At 58.8% G+C, this 14,510-nt stretch carries 13 protein-coding genes and 2 pseudogenes; 12 read left to right on the forward strand and 3 right to left on the reverse strand.

From position 1 onward, the window contains the following. Positions 1-83: 83 nt before the first annotated feature. On the forward strand, positions 84-1,022 hold the full coding sequence (locus MOV76_RS00005) for a DUF2950 family protein (RefSeq protein ID WP_247263515.1): 939 nt from the start codon (positions 84-86) through the stop codon (positions 1,020-1,022). Here MOV76_RS00005 and MOV76_RS00010 read toward each other — a convergent pair. Both MOV76_RS00010 and MOV76_RS00015 read right to left on the reverse strand, forming a co-directional pair. Further along, positions 985-1,516 (reverse strand): annotated as a pseudogene (locus MOV76_RS00010) (CYTH domain-containing protein). The gene MOV76_RS00005 and the pseudogene MOV76_RS00010 sit on opposite strands and share 38 nt — an antisense overlap. Before the next feature lie 36 nt (positions 1,517-1,552). Then, a complete protein-coding gene (locus tag MOV76_RS00015) occupies positions 1,553-2,020 on the reverse strand; it encodes a hypothetical protein (protein ID WP_026230440.1) in 468 nt (155 codons plus the stop codon). Positions 2,021-2,278: 258 nt separating this feature from the next. Between MOV76_RS00015 and MOV76_RS00020 the strand changes: the two genes are divergently transcribed. Next, positions 2,279-4,072, forward strand: a complete 1,794-nt coding sequence (locus MOV76_RS00020) for a hypothetical protein (RefSeq protein WP_247263516.1) — start codon at positions 2,279-2,281, stop codon at positions 4,070-4,072. A gap of 110 nt (positions 4,073-4,182) precedes the next feature. On the opposite strand, the gene MOV76_RS00025 is transcribed toward MOV76_RS00020, so the two are convergent. Beyond that, the gene (locus tag MOV76_RS00025) at positions 4,183-4,332 is read right to left on the reverse strand and encodes a hypothetical protein (protein ID WP_018245759.1); all 150 of its coding nucleotides are present in this window, start codon (positions 4,330-4,332) and stop codon (positions 4,183-4,185) included. A gap of 146 nt (positions 4,333-4,478) precedes the next feature. On the opposite strand from MOV76_RS00025, the pseudogene MOV76_RS00030 reads away from it, so the two are divergent. The 10 genes and pseudogenes from MOV76_RS00030 to MOV76_RS00075 all read left to right on the forward strand — a co-directional run. Then, a pseudogene (locus MOV76_RS00030) lies at positions 4,479-4,709 on the forward strand (hypothetical protein); the annotation flags it as partial. Positions 4,710-4,983: 274 nt separating this feature from the next. Continuing rightward, positions 4,984-6,177, forward strand: a complete 1,194-nt coding sequence (gene repA / locus MOV76_RS00035; protein WP_018245756.1) for a plasmid partitioning protein RepA — start codon at positions 4,984-4,986, stop codon at positions 6,175-6,177. Between the two features lie 4 nt (positions 6,178-6,181). Further along, positions 6,182-7,183, forward strand: coding sequence for a plasmid partitioning protein RepB (repB, locus tag MOV76_RS00040; RefSeq protein WP_130729647.1), 1,002 nt, complete (start codon positions 6,182-6,184; stop codon positions 7,181-7,183). 154 nt (positions 7,184-7,337) lie between these two features. Next, positions 7,338-8,642 carry a plasmid replication protein RepC gene (repC, locus tag MOV76_RS00045; protein ID WP_247263517.1) on the forward strand — a complete coding sequence of 435 codons (1,305 nt, stop codon included), beginning with the start codon at positions 7,338-7,340 and terminating at the stop codon, positions 8,640-8,642. Between the two features lie 112 nt (positions 8,643-8,754). After that, a complete protein-coding gene (locus MOV76_RS00050) occupies positions 8,755-9,639 on the forward strand; it encodes a dihydrodipicolinate synthase family protein (protein ID WP_247263518.1) in 885 nt (294 codons plus the stop codon). Positions 9,640-9,646: 7 nt separating this feature from the next. Then, entirely contained in the window at positions 9,647-10,324 is a 678-nt protein-coding gene (locus MOV76_RS00055; RefSeq protein ID WP_018245752.1) for a GntR family transcriptional regulator, read from the forward strand. Positions 10,325-10,379: 55 nt separating this feature from the next. Beyond that, the gene (locus MOV76_RS00060) at positions 10,380-11,708 is read left to right on the forward strand and encodes an ABC transporter substrate-binding protein (RefSeq protein ID WP_131605086.1); all 1,329 of its coding nucleotides are present in this window, start codon (positions 10,380-10,382) and stop codon (positions 11,706-11,708) included. Then, positions 11,708-12,646, forward strand: coding sequence for a carbohydrate ABC transporter permease (locus MOV76_RS00065; RefSeq protein ID WP_131605087.1), 939 nt, complete (start codon positions 11,708-11,710; stop codon positions 12,644-12,646). Before MOV76_RS00060 ends, MOV76_RS00065 begins: the two co-directional genes overlap by 1 nt. After that, positions 12,646-13,461: a carbohydrate ABC transporter permease gene (locus MOV76_RS00070; RefSeq protein WP_003550140.1), complete on the forward strand. Its 816-nt coding sequence runs from the start codon at positions 12,646-12,648 to the stop codon at positions 13,459-13,461. Before MOV76_RS00065 ends, MOV76_RS00070 begins: the two co-directional genes overlap by 1 nt. 18 nt (positions 13,462-13,479) lie before the next feature. Beyond that, positions 13,480-14,433, forward strand: coding sequence for a sugar kinase (locus MOV76_RS00075; RefSeq protein ID WP_247263519.1), 954 nt, complete (start codon positions 13,480-13,482; stop codon positions 14,431-14,433). Positions 14,434-14,510 lie beyond the last annotated feature (77 nt).

The raw sequence follows: 14,510 nt of genomic DNA on the forward strand, positions 1-14,510 counted from the left end.
GGTGGCGGCCGTGGCGGCGGCGGTGGACGCGGCGGTGGCGGCGGACGGCGGTAAAACCTCTTTCTAGCTCAAGGAGTTACATCATGAGACGTCAATCGATCGCAATTCCGTTTATGCTTGCGACGGTGCTTTGCGCAATGCCGGCGGCACCGGCGCTCTCCCAAGTGCAGACAGATCTCGCCGAATACAGGGCGGCAACGCCGTCGCCGAAATTCGACAATCCATCGCTTGCTCTGGACAAACTGAAATCTGCCCTGAGTTCCGACAGTATCGACGATCTTGCCGCTCTGCTCGGCTTGAAGCCAGACAAGCTGCGCTCGAGCAATGAGGCGATGATCGCCTACGGATTGATCCGCGAGGGCGCCGAGCGTCAAGTGGTCCTGCGGGATTCTGCAGGCATGAAGATCGTTGCGATCGGCGATCGGCTCTGGCCGCTGCCGTTTCCGCTGACCGAAGGCAAGGACGGCAAATGGTCCTTTGACACCCAGCGCGGTTTCGAAGAGATCATCAACCGCCGCATCGGAGAAAATGAACTCGCCACCCTTGATACGATGCACGAATATGTCGCGGCGCAGTATCAATACGCATCCGAGGATCGTGACGGCGATGGCATTTATGAGTTCGCGAAGAAATTGATCAGCAGTCCGGGCAAACTTGATGGCCTATACTGGGATCCGAACGTCTATCCCGAGGAAAGCCCGGCAAGCGCGCTGGTCGAGACGGCGGCCTTCGGCGCCGCCAAACGCGGGGAAGGTTACTTTGGCTATCGCTATCGCATCCTGACTGCACAGGGAGACCAAGTCCTTGAGGGCAAGAAAAGCTATATCGTCAACGGCTACATGACGGGCGGCTTTGCCCTTATCGCTTGGCCGGTCAAATACCGGGTGACCGGCGTGCAGACATTTGTCGTCAACGGGAGGAGTGCCATCTACCAGCGCGATCTCGGCCCGCAAACCGAAGCGCGGGCCGCGGCGATAAAAGATTTCAATCCGGATGCCGATTGGACCATCGTAGGCGAGTAGGATCCGAGCCAGTGGCTCCCTGCGCTATGGCCGACACACGCGAGGCAGCGGCCATGGCGCGGTTGGAGTACCGGTTGTTGCCCGTTACCTCGCGTCCAAGCCATTGCGGCAGCGTGAAGCGCTCATCCTCGCTCGCCATTTCGATCTCGGCGAGCGTCAATCCTTCGTACGGTTCCGCAAAGACGTCCACCTGCCAATGTCTATCGTCATGAAGAACGCGGTAGCGGGTTTTCTCGAGAATGTGACCGGCGGCGAGCAGAAGATCACGTGCCTCGCCGACGGGAATTTCGTACTCATATTCCTCTTTAGCGAGGCGTGACATGGGGAACTTAATTGTGAGGTATCCACAATGTCCGTCAATCAGGCGAACGCGCACGCAGCTCTGATTGCGGTGGGACAGATAAGCCTGCTGTAGGACCTGCCCATTGTCGGCGCAATGACGCCAACTGTCGTCGCGGAACCAGAAACTTGCGCTCGATTTCAGTCGCTTTCAATTGTGGTTCCTTCGCTTGAATCGCTCCGTCGGTCAGTCACTCGACAGGCGGTTCCCAGGTCAGGAAGAAGCCCACGTCGCCCGGCATGCCGTCGGGGAAGTTGATGATCATCGCCTTGAGCCCGTAGCCCTGTGGCTTGGCAACCTCCTCGAACAGTTCCAGAAGCTCCTTTGCCCTTCCCTGCAGCGTCTTCTGCCATCCGGGAAGATTATTATTGATAGCTCGACCGCTATCGGTGCAGAAAGTCGAGGGGAAGCTGTAGATCAGGGCCTCGTACTTGCCGTCCGCAGCTGCCTTCATCACGAGCCGCTTGATAACGGCGCGTTCCGCTTCACCGATTTGCTTGCGAAAAAAATCCTCCACGAATTCGGCATGTTTCTTTGCCTCCCGCGATTTGATCTTTTCGTTGCGCTCCATTTCGAGAAGCTGAAGCTCCAGAGCACGCTTGCGCAGATCCTCTGCGCTTGTCATCGGATGGGATGTTGGCGTCTCAGGTGATGTCATCGTCGCTTCCTCCATAATGCGCGGAAATGATAAGGCGCGCGGGGAGGCTAGGGCAGTAAAATACACGTCCGCTTCGGTAGTATACTGTATCTTACGCTGGCATGAGGCTCTCTGCCCTCCCTGAACGTCGGTGGCCGAAAGTTAGTTTGTCCCGATCAGCTTGTTCTGTCGAATGGCGTTGCCGTTCTGACAAGTCGGGACTATTGTTTGAAGCATTATACTGCAGGTTGTTTGCAATCGGAAACTGGCGGGGAACCGATGACAAGTGCAGGTGTTGGTGCGACTGGCAGCGGCTTGGCTTCACACGAAGAAGTGCAGCAGCAACTCGAGCGCATTCTTTCCAGTCCGGAATTTCGCCTTCCCGAGCGGGCGAGACGATTCCTGGAATTTGTCGTGACCGAAACGCTTGCCGGTCGTCGCGACTATTTAAAGGCGTTTACCATCGCGCAAGCCGTTTTTGGCAGAGATGCGAATTTCGACGCCCAGCAGGATCCATGCGTGCGCATCGAAGCAGGGCGGCTGCGCAGAGAGCTGGAGCACTATTATCTGACTGCCGGCAGCGCCGACCGGGTCATCATCACGATTCCGAGGGGCGGCTATGCTCCGGTCTTCGACGTGAGGCCGGGCGTTGAAACGTTAGCGATGCCGCAATCCGAATGGCCGATATCTTCGGAGGAGGGCTTACAACGGATTGATGCCCCCGGGGATGTAATCAAGCGAATTACGGCAAATCCCCAATTGTCACGATCCCGAAATTGGCTCCTTGCCGGAGGCGTGTTGTTAAGTCTTCTCTCGGCCGCCGCGCTGCTTCAGCATGACAGGCCGCTTGACGCGGGAACTGAGATAGCATCCGGAGTCGGCAGTCGCCCGATCATTGTCGTCGAGCGCTTCGAAAGCAGTTCCGACGGGAGACTTGCGTTGGACATTTCGCAGGGCATCACCGACGACATTATTGAAAAGCTAGTTCCCTTTAACGACATTGTCGTCGTTACCGACTTGCCGCGGTCCAGAGAGGGGCAGATTTCGCCAGAGCCGCTTTATGCCCTTCAGGGAGGCGTGCGATTGGAAAGCAGCATGCTGCGTTCAACCGCGCGGCTTGTACGGCGGACGGATGGGGCCGTTATCTGGGCGAGCAATTACGATGCCGACATGAAAGTGCAGGGCATCCTGAAAACGCAGGCAAGTCTTGCCGAACAAATTGCAACGGCAGTCGCGCGTCCATTTGGCGTCATGTTCCAGACCGATACCGCCAATATCGCTAATGGCGCGGACGCCTTTTCATGTGTCTTGTCCTATTACAGCTACCGCAGCGAAATGACTGCCCGTGCACACGAAATGGCAAAAACCTGTCTGCAACTTTCAGTTGGGGAAAAATCGGCCGATTCCAATGCCACGGCCTTGTTGTCCCTGACCTATCTTGATGAGTTTCGCTTTCCGTATCAGTTGAACACAAGGCCGACCGTCGCCACGCTTGGCGTCGCAAAGAAATTTGCAGAGCGCGCCGTGCAACTCGACCCAAAGAATGCGCGCGCACTTCAGGCCCTCATGCTTGCCAATTTTTTCGGTGGAGATTTGGCCGGGGCCATGCGCGCCGGCGAGGCGGCCTATGCCAGCAATCCGAACGACACTGAAGTGGCCGGTGAATACGGCTTGCGCTTGTCGATGTCGGGCCAATGGGGCAGGGGATGCGAGCTGATTTCTGCGGTCGTCAGCAAAAATGCTGGCCCCCGCGGATATTACGAGGTGGGAATGGCGCTTTGCGCCTTCATGCGAGGGGATACACAGGCTGCGGAATTATGGTCCCGCATGTCGGACCTCAATTACAATCCGATGCATCGTCTCGTGCTGGTCGCTATCCTCGGCTCTATGGGAAAGAAGGCCGAGGCAAAGGAGCAACTCGACTGGATCGAGCTCCACTCACCGGCGTTGATCCCGAATATTAAACAGGAGGTCGCCAGTCGGCTGGTGCGGATCGAAGACCAAGAGCGGTTTTTTGTAGGACTGCAGGCAGCCGGCTTGCCGCTGCAAAACGACGAGAAGCCTGGGAACTGAGTGCAACGACTGCAACGTCTGTTTTATTCTCACTTTGGTGAATATCAGGCTCGTCGCGTGCAGCCTGCAGGTCGTCGTGACGGGCCGCTATGACAATGAGCTGATCAAAATCAGATCGCTATTGCCTTCACGACGAAAGGTTGATCGGCCCATCTATCCTGGGCATCGGAGCCGAACAGGATGAACTTCAAGATCCTGCCGCGCTTCTTGAACTCGACCGAGTTCTCGTTGCTTGCAAAGCGGCATCGGGATGGTTTCATGAGAAATCGACAGGCGAAAGTTTCGCATCGCTCGCTCTGAGCTTTGCGATCAGACCTCAAGAAACCTTCATGAAAGCTCGGGGTTGAAATGGCCGCACCCGGCTCCAAATCCGTCGGCGGTAGTCGAAACGCAAGGGCAGGGGCGCATGGGCAACGCGCATATCGATCGGATCGGCCGGGTCAAATCAGCCTTGGGTTTCGTTCTCGTGCTTTTCGGCCTCTTCTCCTGCCGCCAGGCATTTGCGCCGCCTGCCGATATCGGCGGCCTGACGGTGACGTCGCCTGATGCCGCTTCGGGCTGGAGGAAGGCTGGCAAGGGCAATCTCTTTATGCTGCAGAAAGATTTTCCGGAAACGGAGGACGATAAGCGCGGAAATGAGAGACAGCGCCCAAGCTATTGATAAAGTGGATTTATACGGCGACGCCATTGACCTCCCGGTCGGCTGGAAAGCCACCGTTGGTATCAGTTACTTCGAGCCGTCGGCAATGCGCGAATCACCTGAAATCTGTGTCATGTCGTCAGCCGTCTCGATCGGCTGAAACGGGCGGTTTGGTTAAGCATTTGTAAATTGGTAACGAATCGGGGCATATAGTAACTGCGCAACTGAAGCGCTTTCGTTCAAAATTGCGCAGTTACCTGGGAAAAAGATCATGCAGCCGAGTCTTGCTGTTCAGGACGATCAAGAGCACCTCCCATCGCTTCTGGCAACAGATGCGAAGGAGTTATCCTATCAACTTCAGCAGCATCAGGCAAAAATCTTCCCCCCGCTGTCGCAAAAGACGATCAGAACATTTTCGCCGGCGGAAGCTGCGGCCTTTATCGGCATCGGAGAAGGTTATCTCCGCCAGGTGGCCGCCGACGGCCATGGGCCCGATCCGCTCGCAAACGGACGGCGGCTTTACAGTGCAACGGATATGGATCGCATTCGCCGGGTCCTCGACGAGCGAAACGGAACGCCGAAATATGTGCCGGCTCGCAGGCCGGGCGAGAAGCTCCAGATCATCTCCGTCATGAATTTCAAGGGCGGCTCGGGCAAGACCACCACTGCGGCCCATCTGGCGCAGTTCATGGCGCTGCGAGGCTACCGCGTGCTCGCCGTCGACCTCGATCCGCAGGCCTCCTTGTCCGCCTTGTTCGGTCATCAGCCGGAGTTCGACGTCGGAGAGGGCGAAACGATCTACGGTGCGATCCGATATGAGGAGCCGCGCCCCATCGCCGACATCGTGCGCGCCACCTACACGCCCAATCTGCATCTCATTCCGGGCAATCTCGAGCTGATGGAATTCGAGCACGAGACGCCGAAGGCGATGGCGTCGGGGACGGCGGAGACGATGTTCTTTGCCCGCATCGGCGAAGTCCTGACGGAGATCGAAAGCCTTTATGACGTCGTGGTTATCGACTGCCCGCCACAGCTGGGTTTCCTCACGATGTCGGCGCTCTGCGCTGCAACCTCGGTCTTGATCACGGTCCACCCGCAGATGCTGGATGTCATGTCGATGTCGCAGTTTCTGACGATGACGAGTGAGCTGATGTCGGTCGTCGAAAAGGCTGGCGGACGTACCAGCTATGACTGGATGCGCTATCTCGTGACCCGGTTCGAGCCGAACGACGGACCGCAAAGCCAGATGACCGGCTTCATGCGGGCGATCTTCGGCAATCGAATGCTGCACAATGCCATGGTGAAATCGACGGCGGTCGCCGATGCCGGCGTCACCAAGCAGACTCTCTACGAGGTCGAGCGGTCGCAGTTCACACGCGGAACCTACGATCGGGCGCTGGAATCCCTCAACCTCGTTAATGGCGAGATCGAGGCGCATATTCGCTCGACCTGGGGAAGGAAATAGATAGATGGCGCGCAAGAACCTCATCGAAATTTCCGCTCCGAACCCGGAAAGGATGGACGCGGTCGCACCACGCGACAATCGTCCGATCGCCGGATTCGTGCCGCAGGAGCGCAGTGCTGCGCCTGTCGGCGGCATTACGAAAACGCTCGGCAACATTACCGAGAAAATGGAGCGTGCGAGTGAACTGGAACGGCAGCTTGCCACCGGCCAGACCATCGTCGAACTCGATCCCGGCCTGATCGACGCTTCCTTCGTTAGCGATCGATTGGCGATCGATGCGGCCGAACTTGCACAGCTTGTTGAGCAGATCCGCGAGCATGGGCAGCAGGTTCCGATCCTTGTCCGCCCGCATCCCGAAACCAGGGGACGCTATCAGGTTGCCTACGGCCATCGTCGCCTGGCTGCCGCCCGAGAAATTGGCATCCGGGTGCGCGCGGTCGTCCGCGATCTCACCGACGGTCAACTGGTCGTCAGCCAGGGACAGGAAAACAGCGCTCGAACCAATCTCTCCTACATCGAGCGCGCGCTCTTCGCATCGCGGCTCGAGGAACGCAGCTTTGGCCGCGATGTCATTATGGCGGCCCTCGGCGTGGACAAGGCGGCTCTGTCGAGAATGCTGATCGTCATACGACAGGTCCCCCTGAGGCTCGTCAACGCCATCGGTGCAGCACCTGATATCGGCCGCCGGCGATGGTTGGAATTGGGCGAGCGGCTTGAGAAAGCCGACGTCGAGAAGATCATCGCGGAGTTGTCCGCGGACGACGCGCGCAAAATTTCGAGTGACGAGCGGTTTCAGCGGGCACTCGTTCTGGCAACGAAGAAGACGGCCGCGCCGAAGCCGGCGGTGGCCAAAACCCAGGTTAGTGGCGTGCCTGTCATGATCAAGACGACAGCGTCCGGTGCGACCTTTGTCTTCGACGGCAAGACCGCACCCGGTTTCGATCAATTCGTCCAGGAACGGCTGAAAGGCCTGTTCCAGGAGTTCAACAAGGACAGAGGAGCGTAGCGAGCAAAAGAAAAAGGCCCCCAACGACGCCGTCGTGGAAGCCCTTCTCAGATCTTAAGCACATCGAGAATCGCATTTCCACGAATCACAGTCAAGCGTCTTAGGCACCAAATTGGTGGATGGTTTTCTTTTGCCTGAACGAAGGTGAAGGCAAATGGAGAGTGGATATGTGACGACGCCCTTTGGGCGGCGGCCGATGTCGCTTGGCATGCTGGCAAGTCAGCAATTGGCCGAGACCATCGAGCCGGGAATGAAGCGCAGTAAGTGGAAGCTGTTCAGGGCAATCTGTGAAGCGCGGCCGGCGCTCGGCGTGACCGATCGGGCGTTGACGGTGCTCGATGCGCTTTTGACCTTCTACCCAGACGATGAGATTTCCGAGGAGAAGGGCCTGATTGTCTTCCCGTCGAATGCGCAGCTGTCGCTGCGTGCTCGCGGCATGACGGCAGCCACCCTCAGGCGGCATCTTGCCGTCCTGGTCGACGCCGGCCTGATCCTGCGCAAGGACAGTCCGAACGGAAAGCGCTATGCGCGCCGCGACAGGGCAGGGGCCATCGGCGAGGCCTTTGGCTTTAGCGTCGCGCCGCTTCTGGCGCGTGCTGTCGAGATCGAAAGCCTGGCCGCCCAGGCGGTTGCCGACCGGGAACTGTTACGGGTGACCAGGGAACGCCTGACGGTGTGCCGGCGCGATGTCTCCAAGCTGATCGCGACGGCTATCGAAGAAGGGGTTTCCGGTGATTGGGAGGGCATTTCGGTGATGTTTCGAACGCTTCTTGCCCGGATTCCGCGCGTGGGGACCGCAGCAGAACTGGCACCGTTGCTTGACGAGATGGGGCTGCTTCGTACCGAGATCGTCAACATGCTGGAAAGACGGATAAAAACGAAAAAAATAAACGCCAATGAGTCTCAAATTGAGCACCACAAACAGAATTCAAATCCCGACTCCACTTATGAACTTGAACCAAGCTTCGAAACGAAGCAGGGCGAAAAGGCAGCAGCCGATGATGAACCGAACGCCGGGCCGCCGGACGAGCGAAGATTGAAACAGCCGAAGCGGTCCGGCGGGATGAGCAACAGGGCGGGAGGCGCGGTCGATCCAGGGGCCGGGCCAAGCCTGAAATCCTTCCCGCTCGGCCTCGTCCTCCAGGCCTGCCCCAGTATTCTCGACTACGGGCCCGGCGGAACCATCGGTAACTGGCGAGACCTGATGTCGGCCGCCGTCGTTGTGCGCTCGATGCTCGGCGTCAGTCCCTCGGCCCATGAGGAAGCCTGCTCCGGTATGGGGCCGGAAAACGCCGCAACCGTGATCGCCTGTATCCTGGAAAGGGGAGGGCACATTAACTCGCCCGGTGGTTACCTCAGGGATCTGACCCGAAGGACCGAAAGGGGCGAGTTTGCGATCGGCCCGATGCTGATGGCGCTCGTTCGGGCGAACGGACCGGCAGCAAGGCATGCCAGTTGATCGTAAGGAAGCTACGGCCGCGACAATCGCGTAACGAGGGGTGTGTAATCACCTCTTTACAGCTAACATGTTAGTCTGCTACGTCTGACGCGGTAATTGGGAGGATGCATAGTTGACACAGAAATTCGGGCTCTCGGTCGCGCTTGCGACACCGTTCGACAGCAATGGCGATATCGCGATCGAGGCGATGATCGAGCAGGCGCGGCGCAGCCTCGCGGCCGGATGCTCGAGCGTTACGCTGTTCGGGACGACGGGTGAAGGCTCTTCCATCGGAACGCAGGAACGTGAACGTGTCCTCGCTTCGATGCTTGATAGCGGGATAGCAGCAAAGCAAATCATCGTCGGCGTGCTGGTCGATGCGGCCGAGGATGCCGCGATGCTGGCAAGTCACGCGCTTTCCAAAGGCGCCCGAAATATCCTTCTTGCTCCCCCTTCCTACTTCAAGAACGTGAGTGATGACGGCGTCTTCCAGTGGTTTTCGGCTGTATTCGCCATCCTCGGCGACAAGTCGCGAGACATTATCGTCTACAACATTCCCTCGCTCACCATGGTTCCGCTGACCATATCGTTGATCGGTCGGCTGCGGACCGCCTTTCCCAACATCGTTATCGGCGTCAAGGATTCCTCCGGCGACTGGCCTTTCACGGAAGCACTATTGAAGGCGCATGGCGATCTCGTCATCCTGGTGGGGGACGAACGTCACCTGGCGAGGGGCGTGCGGCTTGGCGGCCAGGGTGCGATCTCCGGCATGGCGAATTTCGTGCCACGCGAGGTCAAGCTGATGGCGGAGGAAGGCATGGACGATTCCCGCATCGAGGATTTCGTGGAGGAACTGCTGAAATTTCCGGTGACTGCGGCCGTGAAAACCATGGTCACTCACGTGACGTCGGATGAAATCTGGCTTGCGGTTCGTCCGCCACTCGTCTCAATATCCGCAGAAGGGCAGGCGCAACTCTTTCGTGCCTTCGATACTCTTTTCCGCTCGAAAGCGGCATAGGGCGGACATGTTTCTGGGAGAGGCGATGGACGGAACCGACGAGCAGCCGACACTGCGGGAAAAGGCGTATGAAAGCTTCACACGCCACCTTCTTGCGCGTGATGTGCGCCCCGGCCAGTTCGTTTCGCAGCGTCGCCTCGTCGAGCTGACGGGGCTGACGCTTGGCGCCATCCGCGAACTTATCCCGAGGCTCGAAGCCGAAGGGCTGATCAAGACAGTGCCCCAGCGGGGTTTGCAGATCGCTCATATCGACCTTAACCTCATTCGCGAGGCGTTTCAGCTGCGCGTCTTCCTGGAGAAGGAAGCAGTTGCGCTTTTCACCCGCTCCGCGTCTGACGAGACGATCGCCAAGCTTTTGAAACAGCATCGGGATATTGCCGATGCCATTCGAAACGGCGATGGATCGCACGAGTTGGAAGTGCACGCGCAAGCTGTCGATTGGGGCATGCACGACGCCTTTATCGATGCATTAGGAAATACCATCATCTCGAACGCCTACCGGGTGAACTCGATCAAGATGCGCCTGATCAGTCAGGATCGTTTTCGCATCGATGGTCACGTCGGACCTGTCATGGGCGAACACCTCAAGGTGCTCGAGGCAATCGAACGACGATCGGCGGAGGACGCCGTCAACAGCCTTGTCGCACACATCAATCATGCAAGAGATCGTGCGCTCAGGATATAATCGGAAATAAACAGCCGGGGGTGAGGAGATCGCCGGCAAAAGGAGGAGGAATCACATGTCATCGTTTTTAAATCCGACGAGACGCGGCTTTCTGGCGGGTACGGCCGCTTTTGGGGCCAGCAGCATGCTCGGCGTGCGGCTGGCATCGGCTGCGGTCGATTGGAAGCGCTTTGCCGGCACGACGCTCGAAGTCAACCTGGTCAAGAGCCCTCGCAGCGAAATACTTCTGAAGTACCTGCCTGAATTCGAGGAGCTCACCGGCATCAAGGTCAATGCCGAAGCGACGCCCGAACAACAGCAGCGCCAGAAGACGACCATCGAGCTGAGCTCCGGCAAGCCGAGCTTCGACGTCGTGCACATGAGTTATCATGTCCAGAAGCGGCAGTTCGAAAAGGGCGGCTGGCTTGCCGATATCAGCGGTTTCCTCAAGGACTCCTCTCTGACCGACCCGTCTCTGGTTGAAAGCGATTTCGCCGAAGCCGGCCTGACTTTTGCCAAAGATCCGGACGGCGTTTTGCGTTCGCTTCCATTCTCGGTCGATTACTGGATAATCTATTGGAACAAGGCGCTGTTCGAGAAGAAGGGGCTTGCCTACCCGACGACGTTCGAAGAACTCGCCAGTGCTGCGGAGGCGCTCACCGATCCTTCCACCAACACCTACGGTTTCGTCGCCCGCGGCCTGAAGAACGCCAATACGCCGGTCTGGACGTCGCTGCTGCTCGGTTATGGTTCGAGCCCGCTCGGCCCTGATGGCAAGCTGCGCACAACATCGCAAGAAGCGATCGATGCGGCCAAGCTTTACCAAAGGCTGATGACCAAGACCGCCCCTCCCGGCGTCTCCGGCTTCAACTGGGCCGAGGCGCAGTCGGCCTTCCTGCAGGGCAAGATCGGCATGTGGCTGGACGGCGTCGGTTTTGCGCCGCCGATCGAGAATCCGGAAAAGTCACGCGTCGTCGGCCAGGTCGGTTACGGCATCATGCCGAAAGGTCCGAAAGCACAGGCCGCAGGCACCTTCGGCGACGGGCTTGGCGTCGTCGCGGCAAGCCAGAAAAAAGAGGCCGGGTACCTCTTCTGCCAATGGGCGATTTCGCATGAAATGGGCGCACGTCTGCTGCAGGCCGGCGCCGGCGTTCCTTTCCGCCAGTCTGTCCTCGAGGATGCGAAAGTCCGTGAAGGTGTCAAGATGCCGAGCGCATGGCTTGATGCCGTCGTCGGTTCCGGCAAGATATCGAAGCTCGCGCTGCCGGTCATCATTCCGGTCACCGAGTTCCGTGACGTTTATGGCGTCGGTCTTACCAACATGATCGGCGGCGCCGATCCCGAAACCGAACTGAAGGCAGCGACGGCACAGTTCGAACCCGTCCTGGCGAAAAGCGAGGGATAATGGCCTCGACAAGTATCGAAACGACCGCAGTGGCCAAGACGTCGAAAGGAAGGAGCAAACCGGATCGGTTTGCTCCCAACTACTGGCCCTTCGTCATCCCGGCGCTCATCGTCATAGCCGCGGTCATCGTCTTTCCATGGGTGTTTACGGTGTGGATGAGCGTCAACAGCTGGACGCTCGGCCAATCGCAGGTCTTTGCTGGGCTGGACAATTACGCGCGCCTCGCCACCGACATGCGCTTTTGGGAGTCGCTGTGGCATACGGTGCTCTATACGACGCTGTCGGTGGTGGTTCCCCTTTTTCTGGGGACACTCGCGGCGCTGATCTTCGATGCTCAATTTCCACTGCGCGGTCTTATACGCGGCATATTCGTGATGCCGATGATGGCGACACCGGTCGCCATCGCACTCGTCTGGACGATGATGTTCCATCCGCAGCTGGGCGTCCTCAACTATCTCCTCTCCTTCATCGGCATCGGCCCGCAGGAGTGGATCTATAATCAGAGCAGCGTCATCCCGTCGCTGGTGCTGGTCGAGACCTGGCAGTGGACGCCGCTTATCATGCTGATCGTGCTTGGCGGTCTGGCGGCGGTTCCGCGCGAGCCCTATGAAAGTGCTGAAATCGACGGAGCCAATGTCTGGCAAAAATTCCGCTATCTGACGCTGCCGATGATCGCGCCGTTCCTGATGATTGCCGTGATTATCCGCAGCATCGATGCGGTGAAAAGTTTCGACATCATCTATGCCATGACCCAAGGCGGCCCCGGCACGGCGTCGGAGACGATCAACATCTATCTCTACAACACCGCTTTCGCCTACTACGACATCGGCTATGGCTCGGCCATGGCGGTTGTCTTCTTCATCCTCATCGTCCTGCTCTCCTTCGTCCTTATGATGCTCCGGCAGCGCGTAAATTGGTCCGACGGGGAGGCACGCTGATGAAGCGCAAGACACTCGATCGCATCGGACTGCTGTTTGTTGCTTTGGTGATGATCTCGCCTGTCGTCCTGTTCTTCCTCTGGATGATCTCGCTGTCGCTGAAATATGAGATCGACAACGGCGCCTATCCGCCGATCTTCATTCCGGAGCGCTTGGCCTGGTCGAACTATCTGAAGGTCTTCGAAGAGAACAACTTCTTCCTCTATCTCTGGAATTCGGTGCTGGTGACGGGTGCAGCCACGCTTCTGGCGCTGCTGATCGGCGTGCCCGCCGGATATGGCATCGCGCGGCTGAAGGCGGAGAAGTCCGCGATGGTCATCATGATCGCGCGCATGACGCCCGGCCTTTCTTTCCTGATCCCGCTCTTCCTGCTGTTCCAGTGGCTGAATCTGCTCGGCACGCTCATGCCGCAGATCATTATCCATCTCGTGGTCACCGTGCCGATCGTCGTGTGGATCATGATCGGTTATTTCGAGACGACGCCGATGGAGCTGGAAGAGGCTGCAAGCATCGACGGCGCAACACCCTGGCAGGTTTTCCGGCTGGTCGCCTTGCCGATCGCAAGGCCGGGCATCGTGGTCGCCTTCATCCTGTCAGTCATCTTCTCGTGGAACAACTTCGTCTTCGGCATCGTGCTCGCCAGCCGCGAGACACGCACGCTTCCGGTCGCAGTCTACAACATGCTCTCGTTCGAGCAGGTCAGTTGGGGTCCGCTGGCGGCGGCGGCGTTGATTGTCACCTTGCCCGTGCTGATATTGACGGTGTTTGCGCAACGGCAGATCGTGGCGGGCCTGACGGCCGGGGCCGTCAAGTGAGCGGGTGAGACAACGGTTTTGACGACTTCTGCCTTCGACTCGCCGCCCGGTCAGGCGCGCCGCGTTTTGTGTGTCGGCGCGGCGGTTATGGACACGTTGTTTCGCGTGCGCTCGTTACCGACCGGCCAGGGAAAAATTCTGCCTTACGATATGCTGCAGATTGCCGAAGGCATGGCATCGAGCGCCGCCTTTGCGGTCGCCCGGCTGGGCGGCCATGCCAGCCTCTGGGGCGCAGTCGGCGGTGACGCCACCGGCGACCGCATCATCGCCGACCTCAGCGACAGCGGCATAGACACGAGCGGCATGGTGCGTGTGGCAGGCGCCCGCTCGGCCGTCTCGACGATCCTTGTCGATGACCAGGGCGAGCGCTTGATCGTGCCTTTCTACGATGCCGGCCTGCACGAAACGGTCAAGCCGGTCACAATACAGGACGTTTCTGCTTTCGATGCGGTGCTGGTCGACGTCCGGTGGCCGAAGCTTGCTCTGCGGGCGCTGTCGGCGGCCCAAGAGGCGGGCAAGCCGGCCATTCTCGATGGTGACGTTGCAGGCGATGGCGTGATCGAGATGCTGGCACCGGCCGCCAGCCATATCGTGTTCTCGCAGCCGGCCGCCGAACGGCTTGTCGGGACAGCCGAGCTGTTGAAGGTCGTCGGCGTTCTGAAGCGAAAGTTCCAGCATGCCTTCATCAGCGTCACGGCTGGCGGAAATGGCTGCTTCTGGTTCGACGACCGAACCGGCGAAATTGTCCATCTTGCCGCTCCGAAGGTGAGGGCGGTCGATACGCTCGCGGCCGGCGATATCTTCCATGGCGCTTTTGCGCTGGCTACTGCGGAAGGCTTGCCGATCGAAGAGACGATGCGGTTGTCATCCATGGCGGCAGCACTCAAATGCCAGGTATTCGGTGGACGTATCGGTGCGCCCACCAGAGCCGAAGTCTGCGATGCCCTGCGGGATTGGAGCGCTGGGCGGTAGTCGTGGCGGGCGGGCAGATCGGAGAAGTGATCTGCCTGTAGTATGCGTTCTCAAAGCCAGTTTAGGATCAGCGCTGC

This window comes from Rhizobium sp. PRIMUS64 (genome assembly GCF_023006465.1).
GTDB lineage: Bacteria > Pseudomonadota > Alphaproteobacteria > Rhizobiales > Rhizobiaceae > Rhizobium > Rhizobium leguminosarum.